Below are 22,199 nucleotides of genomic sequence, written 5' to 3'. Positions count from 1 at the left end.
AGAATGAGCTATCAGGTTTTAGCAAGAAAATGGCGACCCAAATCCTTTAGTGAGCTAATGGGCCAAGAGCATGTCGTTACTGTTTTGGTTAATGCACTCACCCAAAAGCGTTTACATCACGCCTATTTATTCACTGGAACGCGAGGTGTTGGTAAAACGACCATTGCGAGAATTTTTGCTAAAAGCCTAAATTGCGAAACAGGTATCACAGCAACACCTTGTGGAGTTTGTGACGCTTGTGTTGATATTGACCAAGGTAAATTTGTTGATTTACTTGAAATTGATGCAGCTTCTCGCACAAAAGTTGACGATACACGTGAAATATTAGACAACGTACAATATGCGCCAACAAGAGGCCGATATAAGGTCTACTTAATTGATGAAGTGCATATGCTGTCAAAAAGCAGTTTCAATGCCTTATTAAAGACACTGGAAGAGCCGCCAGAGCATGTTAAGTTTATTCTTGCCACGACTGATCCCCAAAAGCTACCAGTCACAGTGCTTTCTCGCTGTTTACAATTTCACTTAAAAGCGCTAACAATTAATCAAATTAGCGATAAAGTGATAGAGATTCTACATCAAGAATCGGTATCATTTGATGACGAAGCTATAGCACTTTTAGCTAAAGCTGCACGCGGTAGTATGCGTGACTGCTTAAGTTTAACAGACCAATGCATTGCGCAAGGTAATGGCAATATTACCCGAGTTGACGTGCAGCAAATGTTAGGCGGAGTTGACAGAGACTGGGTATTTAAAATTCTCGTCGCTTTATTAAAACAAGACGCCACAGCTTTAATGCAGCTTTCCCTGTCAATTGCTTCATATGCACCAAGTTACAGCCGATTATCCGCAGAGCTGATCCAATTGTTACACCAAATAGCAATGACACAAGTCGTTGAAGCTAACTTTAGTTTACCGACAGAGCATCAACAACTGTTAACCCGATTTTGCCAATTAATGTCGCCTGAAGATGTTCAGCTTTATTATCAGATAGTTTTAACAGCTAGAAAAGATTTACCTTATGCAGATGATGAACAGGCTGCATTTGACATGATGCTATTAAGGTTGTTAGCGTTCAAACCCGTTGTCAATAATCAAGATTTACCGGTTGCAGTGATTGAAGAATCTAATGAACTGATAAATAAAGAACTTGATCAACTGACACTTGGTGAGTCAGCATCAATAGTCATAGCTGATGATTTAGCAGCTAACAACCTTCAGACTACAAATAGTATAACTATCTCTGAGCCAGAGCTGTCGCATTCAACGCAAGAAGACGTATTATTAGGAAACGACCCGTTTAATTCAGATTTTACGGATACAGCACCGATGGATAGTAATGCAGCACAACCACATGCTAGTGCTCTTCAAGTAGAAAATACGGCGAGTGAAGATACTAGCATGTTGTCAGAGCATGAATCTAAGACCAATGACGCATTAGCAGCAGAGATGTTAGCAATTGAGCAGCAAGCCGGTTCGCTTACTGAGCAAATACCTGAGTCGCAAATATTACAACCTCAGCAGAATATTACCGATGAAAGTATTTCTCATCAAAACACTGCCGCTATAGAAGATGACAGATCGGTTGTTTCTACAACTAACGAAATTGCTGATTTACCACAAGGTAATAACGATAAAAAGTCATTTTCATCGCCAGTGGCTGCTGCAATCGCTACTCGTAATATGTTGAGAAGCAGGAAAAAGTCGATGGAGGAGGGCGGAAAAAAGCCTAATGGGGCTAAAGTGCGTCCCATATCAGAGACAAGTGACGATACGAGTGTGGAAGCGGTTACAAATAATGTTGTAGAACAGCCCAATGTACCTGATTTAGCCACATTACCTGAGCAACCTTATAGCGAAGATGTTATTAATCCCGCAACCATAAAGTTAGCAAACCAGGTCGATAAATGGGCACACATGATTGACAGCATGTCCTTAATCGCTCGTTTAAGGCAGTTAGCCATTCATGCGACGGTTGATGAAGCCTCGACAGACGATGTGTTGATATTACAATTAGATCAATCGATAAAGCACTTAAATAGTGATGCAGCACATAAGCAATTAGAAGCAAGAATATCTGAATATTTACAGCGACAGGTTACCGTTGAATTAAATATTGTTGAAAAAACAGTGGCTGATCCCTATCAAATTCAATCAGATATTAATGCGAAACGTTATGAATACGCAAAGCAAGTGTTAGCTGATGATGAAATAGTAATTGCCTTGCAACAACAATTTCAAGCTGAGCTTGATCAAGAAACTATCGTAGCGCGATAATCGCTACTTGAATTTTTAGCCGTTAACTACTATCTTTGGCGGCATATTACATTTGGAGTGAAAAATTATGATGAAAGGTGGCATGGGCAACTTAATGAAGCAAGCCCAACAAATGCAAGCTAAAATGGCAAAAGCACAAGAAGAGCTAGCCAATATGGAAGTAACGGGCGAGTCTGGTGCCGGCATGGTTAAAGTGACTATGACAGGTAACCATAACGTTCGTCGCGTAGTTATCGACGATAGCTTAATGGCCGATGACAAAGATATGCTTGAAGATCTAGTCGCAGCAGCAATGAATGATGCTGTGCGTCGTGTAGAAGAGCAAAATAAAGATAAGATGGGTGCACTAACTGGTGGAATGCAAATGCCTCCAGGGATGAAAATGCCGTTTTAATCCTGTTTTATAAAACTGTAATAACCTTTTCGTTAAGCTTATTGAATTAAAGCCCAGCCATGCTGGGCTTTTTGTTATCTAGCGTCGACTAGTTCAGGTAATTATTCAACTCGCTATAACCTTGGTATACACAATGTTGAGTAATACTAAGTTGATTAATACCAAGTTAATTAATTAACTGCTCATTTTCCGCATGAAAAAATAGATCACTTAATTAATCAATTTGGCATAATATTTTGGTGGTAGTAGCCATGAATTTATTAAAACCAATGTTTTAGGAGATAAAAATTTGAAACCGCAACTTTATTATATTTACGATCCCATGTGCAGTTGGTGTTGGGGGTATGCTCCTACATGGCAACGACTGAAAAAAGAGCTCGCGCCTCATGTTGATATTATTTATGGTCTTGGTGGATTGGCAAAAGACAGTGATGAAATCATGCCCGAAGAAATGCAAACCTTCTTACAGCAAACTTGGCGCAATATCTCTCAACAGTTAGGTACGGAATTCAATTATGATTTTTGGCAACAATGTCTACCAAGGCGATCTACTTATCCAGCTTGTCGAGCGACAATAGTTGCAAGAGGCAGTGACAAAGAGCAGGCCATGTTAACGGCTATTCAGCACGCTTATTATTTGCATGCAAAAAATCCATCAGATTTAGATACATTACATGCATTGGCCGTTGAAATTGGTTTAGACAGTAGTGACTTTTTAACACAAATGAATAGCGCTCAAGTTGATCATATTTTCAAAAAAGAAATGACAACAATGAGAAATTTGTCGTTCAACGGCTTTCCCTCTTTAGTGTTAGTTCAAAATCATGCTACTAATACAATCCCCATCGATTATAAAGATTGGCGTAAAAGCTATGAGTTAATATTATCCAAAATTTAGTTTAAGCGACGTTTATGTTAAATATAGACGATAAATACCGTAAAAAATCGTCAAAAAACTGATATTTTGTAGTATCATAATATTATAAAAAATAGATTTTTATTTGCTTCTTAAAGTAAAAGCTTCTTAAAGTAAAAAACAGCAAAAAAGGCTTACTATGACATACGCAGCAATTACCGGTTGGGGCAAGTGCTTACCGCCCGCTATCCTTACCAATGATGACTTAGCGACGTTTCTAGAAACAGATGATGAATGGATCACTTCTAGAACCGGCATGAAAGAGCGAAGAATTTCTCATGTTACCGTGAGTGAATTAGCGCATGTTGCCTGTGCACGAGCATTGGCTGCTGCGGGAAAAACAGCTAAAGATGTTGAGTTAATTGTGTTTGGTAGCACGACATTTGATGAAATTTGTCCTAATGCAGCCTCAAATGTTCAACGTTTACTGGGGGCTGAAAATGCCGCTTGTATCGATGTAAGTACGGCATGTACCGGTGGTATGTATAGCTTAAGTGTTGCAACATCTATGATCAAAAGTGGTGTGGTTAAATCTGCATTGATAATAGGTGCTGAAACTATTTCACCTATTATGGACTGGAGTAATCGAGATGTCGCTGTATTATTTGGTGATGGCGCTGCAGCACTTTATTTAGAAGAAAGTGCTGAAGAAACGGGTGTTATAACACAAGCTTTAGGCTGCTATGGTGAATCTAGAGATATTCTTTCCGTTCAAGGCTGGGGCATGAAATATGCCAACAAAGGCCGTTTGCTCGGTCAAAGCAATTGGGCGTTTTTAGGGCAAGAAATTTTCAAAAAAGCAGTTGCTGGCATGGCTCAAGCGTGTGATAAAGCATTAACGCAAGCGCAATTGAGTGCCGACCAAATATCAAGTGTTGTTCCTCACCAAGCTAATTTACGCATCATTGATACCTTAGTAAAACGTTTAAAAGTAGACAAAGATAAAGTATTTATCAATATTCATAAATATGGCAATATGTCGGCGGCAACAACCTTAGTGGCATTTGTAGAAGCGATAGAAGAAGGTTTTATTGCTAAGCAGTCTTATGTGTTGCTTCCTGCCTTTGGTGGTGGTTTAACCTGGAGCGCCCATGTCGTAAAATGGGGCGATAGAACCCATGCTTTATCAACAACAGATGTTGATTTACCCGAATGTAAACAATCTGGTTTAGCACTAGTTCAAGATATTATTGCTGCCAAATCTGTTTAAAATTTATCAGCCAACACACAGTTGTGTTGGCTTCTCGCTATAAGTAAGGATACCCATGCGCTTTCTCTCTCGTCGGCTAATTTTGCCGAATGATTTAAATTATGCCAATTCATTATTTGGTGGCAGAGCACTAGCTTGGATTGACGAAGAAGCTGCCATCTATGCAATATGTCAACTTGAAACAAACTGTTTGGTCACTAAGCACATCGGTGCGATTAATTTTGAATCGCCTGCTCAACAAGGTGATGTCGTAGAGTTTGGGTTATCAACTAAGTCGGTTGGTAAAACGTCGATTACCATTACTTGTATGATGCGTAACAAAATTACTAAAAAAACTATATGTTTAGCTGATGATATTGTTTTTGTTCAAGTGGATCCTGAAACTAAACTCCCGATCCCACACGGTAAAACGTTAGCTTCTTTGACTGACCCTTTTGAAGATTAATTGGCCTGAATTAGCTAATGACATTAAATCATAATGTTTAGTTAGTGCTTAATTTCTACATTTTAATGTCAGTTGAAAGGGAGCCATAGGCAATACGAATTACCCTAGTTTGCTCCAAAGGACTTGAGTGCTGTAATTAACTTAGGAAGTACATTGTTATTCTGGTGAGCTAAGATATGACTTTATTGTACTTCCTCGGTTAAAAATTGTTGATAGCCGCTGACAGCAAAGTAGCGAATAGACTTTTTTAGTGTAATTCTTTTCGCAATAAGCTGCTCATTTCGATATATTTTAACAACTTGCTTTTCACCATTTACATCACTTTGGTAACCATTAAGTGGATTTTTTCGTAAATTGTCAAATTCAGTTCTCATGATTAATTTCATATTTACACTTTAAGTGTTATTAGCAATTTCATGCGATTAATAGCGATCAGCTAAAGTTTGTTAATTTCTTTTTGGACGTCATAACCTTCATCAGTAACAATTTTTTCTAACACTTGCATGCGCTCTTCAAGTGCTTGAACTTGTTTTATCATCGCTATCGCTTGTTCATTATGTTGGCTATTGTGGTTTAAGGTTTTTTCTTTAAATTCTAAATGCTTTTTGTACATGTCAAATAACACACCAAAACCAACAGAGATAAACACAATTGCCACAACCATCGCTGTACCCGACATACCTAGACCTCCTTTATATCTGATAAAAACAATCAAATTAAGCATAGCTTATCTATATAAAAAACACCTAAAATTGCTTAATTACATGCTTTAAACTTTCCGCCTAAATAAGATAAAAACTGTGCACTATTTAGTAAAAAGTCCGCTGAGCTCTTGCTTAGCTAAATAATTATCCATTGTTGAACGTAACAGTTTGTAGAGCAGTATTGAACCGTCAATTTCTTCTTTACGGTTAGTTAAACTCTCAATATTAAGCCCTAAAGGTAATTTGTAGGGTAATACAGCATCGAGTATTTGTACTAAGGTATTGCTGCAAATTCGAATTGATTCGTATAATGGCTTTTCAGCATTTAAAATGCGTAAACTCGTTGCTTCAGGAACACTAACACCAAGCCATTCAATAAACTCTAAGGTTTTCTTACTACCACAAGGCGAGAAGGTTAAAATGATTCGCTGTGGCTTAAGACCTTGTTGCTGACACTCAATAGCATAACGGGTCAACATATCAATGGTTGCCTGAGCGTTATAAATAGCTTGCGAGATAAAAAAGTTACAGCCTTGTTGATGTTTTTCAATTAATTTCGCATGCTCATTACCTTTATTCGCATGGCGCTCAGCGATAGTAATACCACCAATAAAAAAATTGTTTTCGTTGCTCACTAACGTTTTATAGGCCTCGCCCAGAGGCAAGCTAATATTATTTTGCTGTGAAGGACTGCCTACCAGTACAATGTCGCGAATACCATAGTCATGCCAAGCTTCGTTAGCCCATTGATTAAAATCATCACCATTTGATTGCACGACACTCTTGTAAGTGATCACGGGCCGGTTTGACTTCTGCTGTAAAAGTGAGGAATAAAGTCGAGGATCATGCGTCGACTTAAATGGAAAAGGGCGCGGCTTTGAAGTACGAGAATCTTCATTTTGAATGTCATAAACAATTAGACCGTCAAAGTCGATATCGCTAACTCGCTCAAGTAACTTGTCTGCAATTGTTGATACTTGCTCGGTAGGGGTATCACTTTTAGGCGGTGTTGTGCCGATAAAGTATACGCCACGATTGACGTCATTATATCGTGCTTTTAGCTCTGAACCATTCTTCACTATCGTTACTTCTTATTTAAGGTAAATTAATTGTCTTTAATAACAATTATCTTACCTTGTTGCCTGGTAAAAATCAGCGTTAGTCTAATAATTATTTTCTCAAAATTGGACAGAATGTTAATAAGGATATCAGGCGCGGTTTATATCGTTATGTCGATGCCGCAAGATCTATTTGATGAAGAATTTCATCTTTATTTTTTAACAGTTTTATCGCATTAAATAAATTTTCTGCTTGCGGATATTGTAGTTTCAAATAGCGCAGCCATTGTTTTAAACGACTTGAAAAATAAAAACTTTTATCACCTTGTAACTCTAATTCACTGTAGCGTATTAATATGTTGCTAAGTTCAGACCAAGGCATGGGGGCTTCATCAAACTTAATCACATTTGCTAAATTTGGCAAAGCTAGTGCACCACGGCCAAGCATTAAATTAGGCGTTTGGCTTTGACTTATACAGTTTTCGGCGTCATTTTTATTCCAAATTTCACCGTTAGCAAAAATCTCAATATCATATTTCTTTCTAACTTCGGCAATAAAGTGCCAATAAGCAGGAGGGCGATAGCCATCTTGTTTTGTTCTGGCATGAATAGTTAATTGATTAACATTGGCAGATTGCACCGCACTAACAATTTCATCTAATTTTGAGGCATCAGTAAATCCAAGTCTTATTTTTGCAGACAAGATTGCGTCTGTACCAATAGCATTCCTCATTTTAGCCATTATTTGATGTATTTTTTCAGGCTCATTTAGTAATACAGCGCCGCCTTTGCTTTCGTTCACCGCCTTAGCAGGGCAGCCAAAATTAACGTCAATACCATGTGAGCCCATAGCGAGTGCTCTGACTGCATTTTCAGCCATCCAATCAGGTTCTTGGCCCAGTAACTGCATTCTTAAAGGGGTGCCGCTTTGAGTCCTACAACCATGGTCTAATTCTGGACAAATTTTTCTAAATACATGCTTTGGAAATAAAGCATCAACAACGCGAACAAATTCCGTTACACAAAAGTCATAATTGTTTAACGATGTTAATAAATGCCTCATTAGTTCATCAGCCACACCTTCCATAGGGGCTAAGATTATTTTTTTTGCTTGTGGTTTCATGGAGATAAAGCTAGGCTCAATTGTGTTGTAAAAACAGAACAGTTATTAAAATTAATTGAAAAAAATTTACAGCGCTTGAAATTTATTTTCATTGTGTGTGGTCTTTGTAAGTAGCTATACGTATAGATGTAGTGTCTAATTGATAAAACAAAAGGAAAACAGTATGAAATTAATCAAAAAATCTTCAATTGCGGCCTTATTAGGCTTGTTTGCATTAACGGTGGCGGCAACAATGCCAGTAAAAGCAGAAACTAACCCATTTGCTGTCCAAGATGTAATGACCATAGTGTCTGCTGACGATCACGAAAAAGGCAAGTGTGGCGAAGGCAAATGTGGTGAAGGAAAAATGAAAGACAAAGCCAAAGGCAAATGCGGTGAAGGCAAGTGCGGCGAAGGAAAAATGAAAGACAAAGCCAAAGGTAAATGCGGCGAAGGCAAATGTGGTGAAGGTAAAATGAAGCACGAAGCCAAAGGTAAATGTGGCGAAGGTAAAATGAAAGATAAAGCCAAAGGTAAATGTGGCGAAGGCAAATGTGGTGAAGGTAAAGCCGCAAAAGCTAAAGAAGGCAAGTGTGGCGAATAAGTCTAACGCTTAGTAGTTAAGCTTATCGTTTGATAGCATATAAAAACCACTTCACTTGAAGTGGTTTTTTAGTTTTAATGCTGAATAATTATTTACACTCTAAAAATTAAGGAAAGATAAATGAGCAACAATATTGTTATTACCGGCGCCAATCGTGGCATAGGGTTAGCTATGTGCAAGCATTTTAAAGCGCAAGGAGATAATGTTTATGCGCTGTGTCGAAAATCGTCTACTGAGCTAGAAAGCCTTGCGGTTAATATTATTGAAGATATCGATGTAGCAAGTGATCTTGGTATCGCTAATATGGTGTCAGCATTAGGGTCTGTCGATATTGATGTACTGGTGTGTAATGCCGGTATTTTACGTGATGAAAGCCTAGTTCAACTTAACTTAGATACCATGCGCGAACAGTTTGAAGTTAATGCGCTAGCACCGCTAAGAGTAGTTGCTAGCCTGCAAAAACAACTGAACCAAGGTGCAAAAATAGCGCTTATCACGTCCAGAATGGGCTCTATTAGCGATAATGGTTCAGGCGGGCGTTATGGTTACAGAATGTCGAAGGCAGCATTAAATGCAGCAGCCATGTCGTTGAGTCATGATCTTGCTAGTAACCATGTTGCTGTTGGTATATATCATCCTGGCTATGTGCAAACCGAAATGGTGAATTATGGTGGCGATATCAGCGCCAGTGACTCAGCTAAAAAATTGGTGGGATTAATTAACCAACTCACCATGGCTGAAAGTGGGGTGTTTAAACATTCCAATGGTAGTGTGCTTCCTTGGTAAATAAAACCAATATAGCATCTGAATACACCAAGCCAATTAATAGTAAACATATAAAAATATGGCAAGCTGTTCAGGCGATCCCTTTGGGTAAAGTCGCCTGCTATGGTCAAATTGCTGATTTAGCTGGCTTGCCTGGGCGTGCTCGGCTAGTAGGGAAAGCGTTAGGTGCGGTGCCTAAAAATGGTTGGCGTGGGAAAAAGGTGCCCTGGTATCGGGTGGTTAACTCACAAGGAAAAATTTCATTTGCACCGGGCAGCGAGCATTTTGATCAACAACGAGACTTACTGCAAGATGAACAAGTTGTGGTTATTGGTGCACGTATAAAATTAACAACCTTTCAATGGCAACCTGACTTAGCTGAATTGTTATTTGTTTTGGAAGGTTAATGTTTTTATTCTCGCCAAATGCGTCAAATGCGTCAAATGCGCCAAACTAAGCCAAGTGGCCGTTCGGCGCTCGTTTGATATTTTTATAAATGCGTTCTGACTTCAAACAACTCAGGGAAAAAGCTTACATCGAGTGCCTTTTTCAAGAATCCAACGCCTGATGATCCGCCTGTGCCTTTTTTATAACCAATAATTCGCTGCACAGTATACATATGCTTGAAACGCCACTGTTGAAAGGCATCTTCAATATCAACCAATTTTTCTGCTAATTCATAAAGTTCAAAATAGGTTTCGGGCTGTTGATAGACATTAAGCCATGCCGCTAATACGCTGTCGTTACGTTGATAGGGCAAAGTAATATCGCGTTGACTGATGGTTTTATCAATATCAAATCCAGCTTTTTCTAACGCTATAATCACTTCATCGTAGAGGCTATTTTTGTTTAACAGTTTATCTAGCTCTTGATATGCCGTGCTGCCTGTTTGATGAATTTTCAGCATATCGGCGTTTTTATTGCCCAGTAAAAATTCTAATTTACGATATCCACAAGATTGAATGCCTGATGAGCGACCTAAGTCATCACGAAACTTTAAATAATCGCTTGGCGTTAAGGTCGATAAAATATTCCAAGACTGCGTCAGTTGCATAAATATCTGCTTTACTCGCGCAATAACTTTAAAAGCGGGGCCAAAGTTTTCAGCTTTTATATAATCAATGGCACTTTGCAGTTCATGACCCGCAAGCTTTAACCATAATTCACTGGTTTGATGAATAATGATAAAAAGCATTTCGTCGTGTTCACCGCTTAACGGTTTTTGCGCCGACAGCACGCTTTCTAGTTGTAAGTAATCACCGTATGACATTTCATTATCAAGGCCTTGATGAATACCGTCTTCTAGCGGACGAGAATTATCATCAACCTCGCTAGCTTGCTGATGAAAAGGGCAACCCGTCGCCTTGCTCTCGCGGTTGGCTTTATTTTTTGTTTCAGTGTGCTTTGAGTTAGCCGTGTTTGTATTTGTATTTGAGTTTGAGTTTGAGTTAGCTTTAGTCATTACCTTGCTCTCCCGAGTTTGTCTCAGTTGTTAAGTTTTTATTAGAGCCAAACGCCGCTTGCGCTAATTGCTGTAATTTTTCATAAACAAAGTCGGCTTGCCAGCAGTTTTCAATATCAGGGATTTGCATGATCTTCTGCATAATCTCTTGTTGAATATCGCCAATAGCTAGGGCTTGAGCATAAGGCAGTAAAGGTGAAAAAGTCACCATAGAATAGAGTGGTGTCCAAAGTGTTGGATGGCGCTGATGAAACTCTGCTTCAATTTTCTTTTGTAATAAAAAACTTGCCTGTCCAGCGAGTTCACTCATTTCGACAAAATTACGTTGGGCTAATTCAGTAATGGCATCGGCATTGATCTTTCTCGCTGTTTGATAGGCCGGAAATATTTTTGACCAGTCTTGTTGATGTTCTGTAATTAATTCATCTAAAACACGACAATCTTCAAAGCCGCAGTTCATGCCTTGACCATAAAACGGCACCATAGCATGCGCCGCATCACCAATTAAGGCGACTTTTTCGTTAATCACCCAAGGGTCAACTTTAAGCAAAAATAACGGGTTGGCAGTTTTATCCAGAAACTCATCTATTGGGTTGTCCAGTAAAGGCATGGCATCGGCAAAGTTTTCTTCAAAAAATTGAGTTACGTCAGCACGTTTAGTTAATGACAAAAATGAAATCTCACCTTGATAGTCTAAAAATAAAGTGCAAGTGAACGAACCGTCGGGGTTCGGTAAAGCAATGAGCATAAATGTTTTACGTGGCCAAATATGTAAGGCATCTTTGGCCATTTTAAATGAGCCATCTTTGTTAGCTGGAATGTGCAATTCAATATAACTTTGCGGCATATATGACTGGCTATAACTAAAACGTGGCGTTTCTTGTGCTAATCGTCGCACCTTGGAATACGCGCCATCTGCGCCAAATAAAATATCTGCTGATACTTTTTTAATCTTATGTTCATGGCTAAAACTGGCGCTGGCATTGCTAAAATCTACGTCAATTAGGCGTTGTTCAAACTTAATATCGATTAAGGATTCTTGTTCCGCCAATTCAAGTAGTTGTTCATTAATACCTGAGCGCGAAACTGACCAAATAGCTTGTCCTTCTTGGCCATAAGCTTGCTCGGTTATCGTACCGTCAATAGCATGCATTACACGCTTTTTCATCGCTATGGCATGCTGTTTGACCTCTGCTTCAATTCCAACCGACTTTAACGCTAGCCAACCCCTATCTGAAAGGGCAATGTTGATCGACTTTCCTTGATAAATATTATGGCTGCGTGAGTCAGGTCGCGACTCAAACAGTTTAACGGGATGGCCTTGGCGAGCTAATATCACCGCAAGTAAGGTACCAACGGGACCAGCACCGGCAATAGTTATTTTTTCGCTTGCTGACATTAAATACACTCCTTTAATATTCTGACAAAATGATAAACATCTTGAAAACTATTGTATAAAGGCACTGGCGCTACACGAATAACATTAGGCTCACGCCAATCGGTAGTAACACCATTATTTTCTAACGCAGTAAACATAGCTTTGCCATCAAGACCCGGCACATTAATCATGAGCGACAATTGACAGCCGCGCTCTGTCGGGTTTTGTGGCGTGATAATACGAATTTTTTCGCCTAGCTCAGCGCTTATTAATGTCATCATATAGTGAGTTAATAACAACGATTTCTTGCGCAGGGCAGGCATACCACCGGCAAGCTCAATGGTATCGAAAGAGCCACGAACAGCAGCAAGCGACAGTACGGGTGGGTTCGATAATTGCCAGCCCTCGGCAGTTGGGATCGGTTTAAAAGTATTTTCCATTTTAAAGCGACTAGACTTGTCATGCCCCCACCAACCGGCAAGACGGTTAAGTTCGGTATTTTCTACGTGTCTTTGATGGACAAAACAACCTGCTACTGAACCAGCACCGCTGTTAAGATATTTATAACTACACCAACAAGCAAAGTCGACTTGCCACTTATGTAAAGATAATTCAATGTTACCCGCAGCATGTGCAAGGTCGAAACCGACTTTAATACCTCTGGCATGGGCGACTTCGGTAATGCGCTGCATATCTAATACTTGGCCGGTGTAATATTGCACGCCAGGGAGTAAAATTAGCGCTATTTCATCGCCATGTTGTTCGATTAACTGCCAAAGATCTTGATAATTTAATAACTCTTCACCATCTCTTGGTGTCCATAGTAGTAAGTTGTCATCGACATTTTTACTGTGATGTTTGAGCTGTGACTCAACCGCATAATGATCAGATGGAAAGGCATGATCTTCGATTAAGATCTTTGAACGCTGCTGAGTAGGTTGATAAAAGCTCGCCATCATAAAATGTAAATTAGCGGTAAGTGAGTTCATCATCACCACTTCTTTTGGCAATGCACCGACAATTTCTGCGGCTTGTTCAGTTAAGAATTCATGATAAGGCAGCCAAGGGAAATCCCCTTCGAAATGGCCTTTAACGCCCCGTGCTTGCCACGAATCAAGTAACTCTATTACAGCGGCGCGAGCTAATTTAGGTTGAAGTCCTAGTGAATTTCCGGTGAAGTAATATTCGTCAGAACCATCTGACTGCTTAGGAATGGAGAATTGCTCACGCATTGCTTTGAGGGGATCGTTACGATCTAAGTTTTGTGCGTAAGCTAAAGAATTTATATTCGCTTCAGTCGTTGATTCGTTATTACTCTCATTGCTTTTGTTGCTCATGATGTACTCGTTTTTAATTATTATTGAATCGCTTTATTTATAAGTAATTTTTATAAACACTGTTAATAAGTGCTATTTATAAGCTCAGTTGTGCTTATTTGATTCGCTATTTCAGTGATGTCAGTGCTGTTTAGCAATCTAAAAGCTCTGCTTGATATAACATCGGGCGACTTGGCGCCGCATCGTTAATAAAAGCTGGCGTTTGTAAATTCAGAAAATAGAAACCATCGGTTATTGTGTTGTCGATATAAGCCATTTCAGTAATGGTTTTATTGATTAAACTATTTGGACTCGGCTGATGCGCTCCCTCCATAACTTGCCAAAATAAATGATGACAAGTCAGCAGTCCATCATCGTTGAGTCGGTCAAGTGATGGCAGATCTAGAATAAGGTGTTCAACACCACGCTCTTTGAGATAAAGCACTGCATCTCGGCTGAAAAAGGCTGGTTGGTTAGTTTCATTATAGTTGGCCTGACATTTATCAGCGGTATTGGGCAGTGTTCTAACCGCTAAACTCTGTAATTGTTGATCATGATAAGGCGTGAGTAGCTGTTCGAGTTGCGCGCGCGTAATCACCCGATCATTTACTTCAAAACTAGGCGTATAATCGTCGTTCGTATCGCTAGCGTTTATCGGGGTAATTGAAATCAATGGGCATGGTATTAAGGGCGGTAATTCAAGCGCTGAAATACTAAGTGCTAAGGTGTTATCGGCATCGCATATATGACGAATAGTTTCGGTATGGGTGCCGTTACAATGGGGATTAAAGCTTAATTCGTTAACATTGCAGCTGCCACCTTGTTCTGTATCCCCCATAAAGCCACTAACTTGCATCGGCTTTGCCATGGCGGGCGTTGCACCAAAGTGATTGGGTTGATTGTCACTTTGTTGAAAGTCTAAAGCGATAGCTAAAGAATGGCCAAAATCGGTATTAACGTTATAGTGTTTGTCTCCCAGCGTTATGGCTACTTTCATTGCTCACTCCTAACAATGTTTAAAATACTTGGCTTATTTAAGGTTGGTGCAGTAAGGATCATCATAAAAACTGCTCCTTAGTTAAACCTAGCCAATTGAGCGCACTGCCATGTAATAACTTAGCTTTAATGTCATCGCTAAAGTGGCTTTCCTCAATCAACTTACCAGGGCTAAGTTCACCTAAAGGAAAGGGGTAATCTGTGCCTAGGGCAATATTGTCTGGGCCCATCAAATCAACCAAATATTTTAAAGCTAATGGGTCATGCACTAATGAATCTAAATAAATTTGTTTAAGAAAATCACGCGGATTTACCGGGCAATCAACCGCACAAAGATCAGGACGAACATTAAAACCGTGCTCAATACGGCCAATAGTGGCGGGAAATGAACCACCACCATGAGCAAAGGCAATTTTAAGTTTCGGTAAACGTTGCAGTACACCACCAAAAATCATCGAACAAATAGCTAAGCTAGACTCTGCTGGCATTCCCACTAACCAAGGTAACCAGTATTTTGGCATTTTTTCTTTCGCCATCATGTCCCAAGGATGAACAAATACCGCCGCCCCTAAATCTTGTGCGGCTTCGAATATAGGAAAGAGCTGTTCATGATCTAAGTTCCAATCATTAATATGCGAGCCTATTTGAACGCCCGCTAAGCCGATGTCGTTTACACAACGTTCTAACTCTTTTATCGCTAAGTCAGGGGCTTGCATTGGTAAAGTGCCAAGGCCAATAAAACGTTTCGGATGATCGTTCACAATACCCGCAATATGATCATTTAAATATTTAGATAAATCTAAAGTGTCGCGAGGTTTTGCCCAGTAATTAAACATTACCGGGACTGTAGAGAGCACTTGTACATCAACTTTGTGCTGTTCGCAGTCTTTTAAGCGAACTTTTGGATCCCAGCAGTTATGATCTATTTCGCGGAAAAACTTCTCGTCCACCATCATGCGAGCACAACCACATTTATGATGATCTAAGCTAACAAAACCGCCATAACCATACTTTTCGCGTAAGTTAGGCCAGGTTTTTGGAAGAATATGGGTATGAATATCTATTTTTAACATCTTGCCTCCTTATGACTTTTTGGCGCTGTGACCGCACTTTTTACATTGGCAGTTTTGGCTATTATCATAAAAGTTACTGAACACTTTGGGTAAATCGGTTTCTATATTGTCTAAGGTAAACTGTTCATTGTATAAAGGGGCTTTACAACCTTCGCAAAACCAAAAAAGCGCATCTTGCTGGCCTTGTGCTCTTTTTTGCTCAACCACTAGGCCAACGCTGTGTTCAAAACGTTGCGGTGAATGTAATACCTTAGGCGGCAGCAAAAATATTTCCCCAGCTTTAATTGAAATATCAGTAATTTCAAAGGCTTTATTTGGCGACTGTTCAATTTCTTCATTTAGCTGTGTATAGCTCTTTTGAGTACTATGAGTATCATCAGCATCTTCATTAACAACACGCAGTACCATTTCGCCTTCAAGTTGGTAAAAAAGCTCGGGAGTTTCGTTATAATGAAAATCGCTGCGATTATTCGGCCCGCCAACCACCATGACAATATAATCGTCTTGCTCAAATATTTGCTTGTTACATACTGGCGGCTTGAGCTGCTCTCGATGATCATCAATCCATTGTTGCAGGTTAAAAGGCAAAGAAAATTTAGCCATAATTTATACTCCTTACTTATGCGAAGTAACGGGGAGTGCCGCAATGCACTTTAATTCGATGGCAATCGGCGTGGGTAATTTATTAATTTCGACTGTGGTACGACAAGGTAGGTTTTCTGAAAAATACTCGGCGTAAATACGATTGTAGATAGCAAAATCATCCTTCATATTGGTCAGAAAAACGGTAACATCCACTAAGTCCATCCAATCAGCACCTGCTGAGGCTAATATTGTACTAACATTTTGAAAAACACTATGGCATTGGGCTTCAATATCGTAACTGATGATTTCACCATGTTCGTCGAGTACGACTCCGGGGATATCTGAGCTGCCAGCTTGGCGAGGCCCAACACCAGATAAAAATAATAAATTACCTACTTGGCGTGCATGTGGATATAAACCTACGGGTTTTGGTGCTTGTGCAGAATTAAATATTGTTGACATTGTTTTGTCCATTTACTGATTTTTAGTATTACTTTTAACTGTTTAGGCAATTTTTTCCGCGCAATATCGGAAAATTACCAACAGAAGAATTATTACTGATATTTACCCGACTCTTATAATGGTAGCCGAGTTTAAAAATAGGGCAGGGTTGGATCAAATCAGATCAAGGTCCATTTGCAGCCTAACACACTAGCAAATATCGCTCCTGATGATTTAAATTTACAACATGTTTGGCTCATATTAATACTTCACGCAGACATTTTTGCTTTCGGTAAAGAAGCGCATGGCTTCATCGCCACCTTCTCGGCCGAGGCCAGAATGATTCATGCCGCCAAAGGGTGTGCGTAAATCTCTTAGTAGCCAACAGTTTATCCAAACAATTCCGGTATTTATATTTTCGGCTAGGAAATGCGCTCGGCCTAAATGATTCGTCCAAACAGTCGCGGCTAATCCGTAATTACTGTCATTTGCTAGTGCTAAGGCTTCATGGTCAGTGTCAAAAGGTTGAATGGTGATCACTGGGCCAAAAATCTCTTCTTGATTACAACGAGCATCATTTGCTAAACCTTCAATAATCGTTGCTTGTAAGAAGTATCCTTCTTGGCAACGTCCGCTAAGCTTAACTTGCTCACCACCGATTAAAATTTTACCGCCTTGAGCTTTAGCATCTTCAATATAGCTCAGTATTTTTTGTAAATGTGAACTAGAAACAATAGCGCCCATTTCACTGGTATCTAGTAGTGGATCAATAGGTTGTAACGCTTGCGCTTTAGCAACTAAGGCCTGTTCAAATTTTTCATAAATAGGGCGTTCGATATAGAGCCGTGATGCGCATAAACAAATTTGCCCTTGATTGGCAAAGCTGGCGCGAAAGACTTGTTCGACAGTAGTATCAAAATCACAGTCAGCAAAAATTAATGCTGGGTTTTTACCGCCGAGTTCGAGCGACAATTTTTTAAATTTTGGCGCTAAAAGTTGTGCTATAGCAGCGCCAGTGGCGGTGCCGCCAGTAAATGAAATCGCTTTTACGTCGTCGTGCTCGCAAATAGCCTGCCCGACAGTTGCGCCAGTACCATGCAAAATATTTAATACGCCGCGAGGTAAACCAACTTTTTGGCATATTTCGCCGAGCATAGCAGCGGTTTTTGGGGTTATTTCTGAAGGTTTAGCAATAACGCAATTACCCGCCGCTAACGCAGGCGCTATTTTCCAAGTAAATAAATAAAGCGGTAAATTCCACGGTGAAATACAGCCAACCACGCCAACCGGTTGTCGCAACGTATAGTTAATGGCATTGCCTGCCATAGCGTGAGACTCGCTTGCAAACTGTGAACAAGCATGAGCAAAAAATTTAAAATTACTTGCGGCGCGAGGTATATCAACGCTACGCGCAAGGCTAACCGGTTTACCGTTGTCAATTGCTTCAGCCAGAGCAAGCTCTTCTATACGTTGCTCAATTTCCTGTGCAATGGCAGTTAAATAGTCTGCACGTTCTTCCAGTGGTAAGGCACGCCAAGCAGGTAAGGCTTTTTTCGCGGCGGCGACAGCTAATTCAACATCTTCATCGCCACTATCAGGAATTTGACCATAAACCTTACCGGTTGCAGGCTCAATATTATCTAGATATTGCTGTTGGCATGGCGCTTGGTATTGGCCGTCAATAAAGTTTGCAATAATATCCATTAATTACTCCCTAAAGACAGCTAGTTCGACCGCCATCAACAGGTAAGTTAATGCCAGTAATATAGCCTGCAGCCGGCGAAGCTAAAAATGCGGCGGCAGCAGCAAACTCTTCCGGTGCTGCGAAACGACGCATAGGTATTTGTGCTTTTTCGTTGGTAGTGGCCTGTTCAATAGAGATATTCTGTTTTTGCGCCTTACCGGCAATAATTGCGTCTAAGCGCGCTGTTGCAGTAGCACCGGGTAAAACATTGTTCACGGTTATACCGAAAGGACCGAGTTCATTGGCCAATGTTTTAGACCAACTAGCAACTGCGCCTCGAATAGTGTTTGAAACACCCAAGCCAGGAATAGGTTGTTTTACTGAGGTAGAAATAACATTGATGATACGGCCATATTGTTTTTCTTTCATGGCAGGTATAAGCGCTTGTACTAAGTGATGATTGGTCACGAGATGCAAATTAAAAGCGTCAATAAAGGCACTAGCATCAGTGGTACTTGCCGGTCCGGGGGCTGGGCCACCGGTATTATTAATCAGAATATCAAAACCGCCATTGGCAGCCACATCAGCGAGAATAACTTTATTAACTTGTTCCGGCTGGGAAAAGTCGGCAATAAGCACCTGATGCTTTTGCCCTTGTGAACAATTAAGCTCATTTTTAACCGCTTCAAGCCTTTCAGGATTACGTGAAAATAGGGTGACGCTGGCGCCTAAGTTAGCAAGTTCTATTGCGCAAGCTCGCCCAATACCTTGGCTACTACCACACACTAACGCTTTTTTTGATGCTAAGTTAATATCCATTTTTGACCTTAATGTTGTATTTTTTATTATCGAATGTATCGAGAAAACGTTAAAAGTATAACGTGTAAATTTCAACAACCATTCTTTTATAAGCACTTTTTTAGCACAATAAAATATTTAATGTCAGTAAAACCTCGACAATAATTGTGCAAACTATTGTCGCTTGTGTCAGGTTAAATTTCCGCAGCTTAAATAAGCGCTATTTGTTGTTAAAAAAATCTTATCCCCGAGATTCATAAATCAAGAAGTAAGCAAATGAGTTACTAATTAGTATGTTCATTAATCGAAATGTGCGTTGAATAAACGATATGGCTGAGCTTTGTGCGGTTAACAATAGCTTTAATTACAAGCAACTATACGGTCAGTATTTGAACTAAATTAAGGTGCCGGTCGCTGAATGTCTGCAGATTAACGAAAACAACAAGACTTTACTAATCAGCCTAGGTAAAGTTAATCACTAGACTAACCGTTAGCTGTAATGATGAACTTCAAAGCTAGTTGTTATAAAAACCGAACGTTAATTGAATCACACAGGGAGCCAAAATGAACCGTAAAGTACTATCTATCTTAATTGCATCAGCACTGACCGCCTCGTCTTTTACTGCGAGTAATGTTTTAGCATTTGAGCAGAATACTGCAGACTATATTGCTAAAGATTATAAACAGCACTTAGCTCCGCTATGGGATCATTTTCACCGTAATCCTGAATTGTCATTAATGGAAACTAAAACAGCTAAACGTTTAGCTCAAGAGTTGAGTTCAGTTGGCTATGAAGTTACGCAAGGTGTCGGCGGAACGGGTATTGTCGCTATGATGAAAAATGGCGAAGGTCCAATGGTTATGGTTCGAGCTGACATGGACGGATTGCCAGTCGTTGAAGAATCAGGTTTAGCTAACGCATCAACGGTAAAAATGAAAGATTGGAACGGTGAATTAGTTGGCGTTATGCACGCTTGTGGTCACGATGTTCATATAACCGGTTTAGTAGGGACTGCCCGCTATATGGCAGAGCATAAAAATCAATGGTCTGGAACTTTAATGTTGATAGGCCAACCAGCAGAAGAAAAAGGCCCTGGTGCCTCAGCAATGATGGCAGATAATTTATGGCAGCGTTTTGGTCAACCGGATTATGCTTTAGCCTTTCATGTTATTGCCAATACCGAGGCGGGTAAAGTCATTATTGATGAAGGCTCTCCTTATGCAGGAGCAGATACCGTTGATATAACAGTACATGGTATTGGCGCGCATGGTGCCTATCCGCATCAAGGTAAAGACCCGATTGTCATTGGCGCCCAAATTATTAATAACCTGCAAACTATTATTAGTCGTGAATTAGCCCCTAGGCATGCAGGTGTTATCACGGTGGGGGCATTTCATGCCGGCACTAAGCATAATATTATTTCGGATGAAGCCAAACTACAGTTAACGGTTCGCAGTTTAACACCAGAAGTACGTGAACAATTGTTATCAGCAATTAAGCGCATTGCCATTGGAACTGCACGTACAGCCGGTGTGCCTGAAGATAAATTACCTGAAGTAGTTGTTAATGATTTTTCATTTCCACCGACTTTTAACGATCAAAAACTTGCTAAACACTTGAAAGGTGTACTGAGTGAAAAGATGGGCGCTGATGCACTAATATCGCCTACGGAAGAGGGGATGGGGGCAGAAGATTTTGGTTTCTTTACAACTAAGCCTTATATTCCTAGTGTTTACTTTAAAGTGGGTGGCACCGCAAAAGCTGATATTGAACGCGCAGCTGCCGGTGGTCCACAAGTGGGGAGTCATCACAGTCCACAATTTAAAATAGAGCCCGATGCAGCGGTTAAATCAGGTGTTGAAGCGACTGTGCATGCACTGCTTGATATAATGGCGAAGTAATATTAGCAAAGAATATTAGCAAAGAATATTGAACAAGCATTGCTTAGAAGCGCTCTGCTTGTTCTGATTTTTTAATAGGCTAGTTTGATTAACATTTCTGCTGATGAATGGTTGCAGCAGGCCATTATTCAGCATATTACTTAGATTATATTACCCATCCTGTGTTGCCACTTTCTTTTTATGCTAGCAAAAACACCCTCTTTTTCTAATTTATCCATGGCTTTGCTAAGCGATTGAATAATTGATTTATCTGTTTTCAAACTGCAGGCAAAATAAAACTCAAATTTGAAATTATCAAAGGTATGCACATTTTTATATTTAGATGATTCAATAGCATTATTTACTCTGTTAGTGAGTAAATCGTCATTAATTACGATTAAATCAATTTGACGACTAGGGACTTCAAGTAACTTGAGTAACGCTTCATTATTATCCATAACATAGATGTTTTTGTTTTCAATAAAGCCTTTCGATAGCAGATAATGGTGCGCAATATCATCTTTTATAACCGCAACTTTATAATCTTTTGCCTGTTCTAAAGAACTGAGTTTGATAGGATTATTTCTTAAAGAGTAGAATGAAGTTGAACTGGTTGCGATGTGTCCTACCCATTGAAAAAGCGCATCTCGTTGTGGAATTCGCACTATTGAGTATATACAGGTGTTTTCTTCTTTTAACGCAAGATTATAAGATAGCGACCAAGGGAGAGCATCTATTTGATAAGCAATGTTTGCTTCCTTTAATGTTGCCTCGATAATTTGAGTTGAAAGCCCACTGATTGCATTATCTTTAACAATTTGGAATGGTGCCAGATGTTCAGTAACAATATTGATACTCGCGGAAATAGCGCTGCGAGAAAATAAAACTACAAATAACAGCAGTCCTAACTTTAGCTTATTTTTAACTGTGATGCCCAAGAACAAATCCTTTTGTATTATCGCTTTTAATAATTGTATACCAAATTAGATTATTATGGATTATCTCTTAGAAAATAGTTTGATTTGAAGGTATTAGTTTGTTTTTGAAAGCTTTAAATTTACTTAAAAAACACAAATGGTGAGTGGCTAGCTATTTTATCAATATTAATTT

General features: G+C 39.7%; 23 protein-coding genes. 9 read left to right on the top strand and 14 right to left on the bottom strand.

Features of this window, described 5'->3' with window-relative positions:
* Positions 1 to 3 precede the first annotated feature (3 nt).
* From dnaX to A3Q33_RS02750, 5 genes are all read left to right on the top strand, one after another.
* The gene (gene dnaX / locus A3Q33_RS02770; RefSeq protein WP_081178623.1) at positions 4 to 2,277 is read left to right on the top strand and encodes a DNA polymerase III subunit gamma/tau; all 2,274 of its coding nucleotides are present in this window, start codon (positions 4 to 6) and stop codon (positions 2,275 to 2,277) included.
* A gap of 64 nt (positions 2,278 to 2,341) precedes the next feature.
* On the top strand, positions 2,342 to 2,671 hold the full coding sequence (locus A3Q33_RS02765; protein WP_172820665.1) for a YbaB/EbfC family nucleoid-associated protein: 330 nt from the start codon (positions 2,342 to 2,344) through the stop codon (positions 2,669 to 2,671).
* A 322-nt stretch (positions 2,672 to 2,993) separates the two neighbouring features.
* Entirely contained in the window at positions 2,994 to 3,569 is a 576-nt protein-coding gene (locus A3Q33_RS02760) for a DsbA family protein (RefSeq protein WP_081182226.1), read from the top strand.
* A gap of 157 nt (positions 3,570 to 3,726) precedes the next feature.
* Complete coding sequence (locus tag A3Q33_RS02755; RefSeq protein ID WP_081178622.1) at positions 3,727 to 4,797, top strand: beta-ketoacyl-ACP synthase 3; 1,071 nt, start codon at positions 3,727 to 3,729, stop codon at positions 4,795 to 4,797.
* 55 nt (positions 4,798 to 4,852) lie between these two features.
* A complete protein-coding gene (locus A3Q33_RS02750; protein WP_081178621.1) occupies positions 4,853 to 5,242 on the top strand; it encodes an acyl-CoA thioesterase in 390 nt (129 codons plus the stop codon).
* 182 nt (positions 5,243 to 5,424) lie between these two features.
* Here the strand turns inward: A3Q33_RS02750 and A3Q33_RS02745 are convergent, their stop codons facing one another.
* The 4 genes from A3Q33_RS02745 to A3Q33_RS02730 form a co-directional block, all read right to left on the bottom strand.
* On the bottom strand, positions 5,425 to 5,628 hold the full coding sequence (locus tag A3Q33_RS02745; protein WP_081178620.1) for a hypothetical protein: 204 nt from the start codon (positions 5,626 to 5,628) through the stop codon (positions 5,425 to 5,427).
* A 50-nt stretch (positions 5,629 to 5,678) separates the two neighbouring features.
* The gene (locus tag A3Q33_RS02740; protein ID WP_081178619.1) at positions 5,679 to 5,921 is read right to left on the bottom strand and encodes a hypothetical protein; all 243 of its coding nucleotides are present in this window, start codon (positions 5,919 to 5,921) and stop codon (positions 5,679 to 5,681) included.
* A gap of 126 nt (positions 5,922 to 6,047) precedes the next feature.
* Positions 6,048 to 7,025: a methylenetetrahydrofolate reductase gene (locus A3Q33_RS02735; RefSeq protein WP_081178618.1), complete on the bottom strand. Its 978-nt coding sequence runs from the start codon at positions 7,023 to 7,025 to the stop codon at positions 6,048 to 6,050.
* A 148-nt stretch (positions 7,026 to 7,173) separates the two neighbouring features.
* Positions 7,174 to 8,127 carry a tRNA-dihydrouridine synthase gene (locus tag A3Q33_RS02730; RefSeq protein ID WP_081178617.1) on the bottom strand — a complete coding sequence of 318 codons (954 nt, stop codon included), beginning with the start codon at positions 8,125 to 8,127 and terminating at the stop codon, positions 7,174 to 7,176.
* Between the two features lie 163 nt (positions 8,128 to 8,290).
* On the opposite strand from A3Q33_RS02730, the gene A3Q33_RS02725 reads away from it, so the two are divergent.
* The 3 genes from A3Q33_RS02725 (at position 8,291) to A3Q33_RS02715 (ending at position 9,882) form a co-directional block, all read left to right on the top strand.
* Entirely contained in the window at positions 8,291 to 8,710 is a 420-nt protein-coding gene (locus tag A3Q33_RS02725) for an HvfA family oxazolone/thioamide-modified RiPP metallophore (RefSeq protein WP_081178616.1), read from the top strand.
* A 120-nt stretch (positions 8,711 to 8,830) separates the two neighbouring features.
* Entirely contained in the window at positions 8,831 to 9,496 is a 666-nt protein-coding gene (locus A3Q33_RS02720) for an SDR family oxidoreductase (protein ID WP_081178615.1), read from the top strand.
* A complete protein-coding gene (locus tag A3Q33_RS02715) occupies positions 9,490 to 9,882 on the top strand; it encodes an MGMT family protein (protein WP_231295769.1) in 393 nt (130 codons plus the stop codon). Before A3Q33_RS02720 ends, A3Q33_RS02715 begins: the two co-directional genes overlap by 7 nt.
* A gap of 83 nt (positions 9,883 to 9,965) precedes the next feature.
* Here A3Q33_RS02715 and A3Q33_RS02710 read toward each other — a convergent pair whose 3' ends face one another.
* The 9 genes from A3Q33_RS02710 to A3Q33_RS02670 form a co-directional block, all read right to left on the bottom strand.
* On the bottom strand, positions 9,966 to 10,937 hold the full coding sequence (locus A3Q33_RS02710) for a tryptophan 2,3-dioxygenase (RefSeq protein WP_081178614.1): 972 nt from the start codon (positions 10,935 to 10,937) through the stop codon (positions 9,966 to 9,968).
* On the bottom strand, positions 10,930 to 12,336 hold the full coding sequence (locus tag A3Q33_RS02705; RefSeq protein ID WP_081178613.1) for an FAD-dependent oxidoreductase: 1,407 nt from the start codon (positions 12,334 to 12,336) through the stop codon (positions 10,930 to 10,932). The genes A3Q33_RS02710 and A3Q33_RS02705 overlap by 8 nt, the downstream gene beginning before the upstream one ends.
* Positions 12,336 to 13,652 (bottom strand): kynureninase, encoded by a 1,317-nt coding sequence (gene kynU, locus A3Q33_RS02700; RefSeq protein WP_081178612.1) that lies wholly within the window; start codon positions 13,650 to 13,652, stop codon positions 12,336 to 12,338. Before kynU ends, A3Q33_RS02705 begins: the two co-directional genes overlap by 1 nt.
* Before the next feature lie 130 nt (positions 13,653 to 13,782).
* Entirely contained in the window at positions 13,783 to 14,628 is an 846-nt protein-coding gene (locus A3Q33_RS02695) for a cyclase family protein (RefSeq protein ID WP_081178610.1), read from the bottom strand.
* Between the two features lie 61 nt (positions 14,629 to 14,689).
* On the bottom strand, positions 14,690 to 15,700 hold the full coding sequence (locus A3Q33_RS02690) for an amidohydrolase family protein (RefSeq protein ID WP_081178608.1): 1,011 nt from the start codon (positions 15,698 to 15,700) through the stop codon (positions 14,690 to 14,692).
* A gap of 9 nt (positions 15,701 to 15,709) precedes the next feature.
* Positions 15,710 to 16,303, bottom strand: coding sequence for a cupin domain-containing protein (locus tag A3Q33_RS02685; RefSeq protein WP_081178606.1), 594 nt, complete (start codon positions 16,301 to 16,303; stop codon positions 15,710 to 15,712).
* A gap of 12 nt (positions 16,304 to 16,315) precedes the next feature.
* Positions 16,316 to 16,747 (bottom strand): RidA family protein, encoded by a 432-nt coding sequence (locus A3Q33_RS02680; protein ID WP_081178604.1) that lies wholly within the window; start codon positions 16,745 to 16,747, stop codon positions 16,316 to 16,318.
* A gap of 240 nt (positions 16,748 to 16,987) precedes the next feature.
* Positions 16,988 to 18,430 carry an aldehyde dehydrogenase gene (locus A3Q33_RS02675; protein ID WP_081178602.1) on the bottom strand — a complete coding sequence of 481 codons (1,443 nt, stop codon included), beginning with the start codon at positions 18,428 to 18,430 and terminating at the stop codon, positions 16,988 to 16,990.
* Between the two features lie 10 nt (positions 18,431 to 18,440).
* A complete protein-coding gene (locus A3Q33_RS02670; protein ID WP_081178600.1) occupies positions 18,441 to 19,229 on the bottom strand; it encodes an SDR family oxidoreductase in 789 nt (262 codons plus the stop codon).
* Positions 19,230 to 19,772: 543 nt separating this feature from the next.
* Here A3Q33_RS02670 and A3Q33_RS02665 point away from each other — a divergent pair.
* Entirely contained in the window at positions 19,773 to 21,110 is a 1,338-nt protein-coding gene (locus tag A3Q33_RS02665; RefSeq protein ID WP_081178598.1) for a M20 metallopeptidase family protein, read from the top strand.
* 140 nt (positions 21,111 to 21,250) lie between these two features.
* Here the strand turns inward: A3Q33_RS02665 and A3Q33_RS02660 are convergent, their stop codons facing one another.
* Positions 21,251 to 22,027: a substrate-binding periplasmic protein gene (locus A3Q33_RS02660; RefSeq protein WP_196798038.1), complete on the bottom strand. Its 777-nt coding sequence runs from the start codon at positions 22,025 to 22,027 to the stop codon at positions 21,251 to 21,253.
* Positions 22,028 to 22,199 lie beyond the last annotated feature (172 nt).

The organism is Colwellia sp. PAMC 21821, assembly GCF_002077175.1.
Classification (GTDB): Bacteria; Pseudomonadota; Gammaproteobacteria; order Enterobacterales; family Alteromonadaceae; genus Cognaticolwellia.
This window is presented reverse-complemented; position numbering and strand designations above follow the sequence as displayed.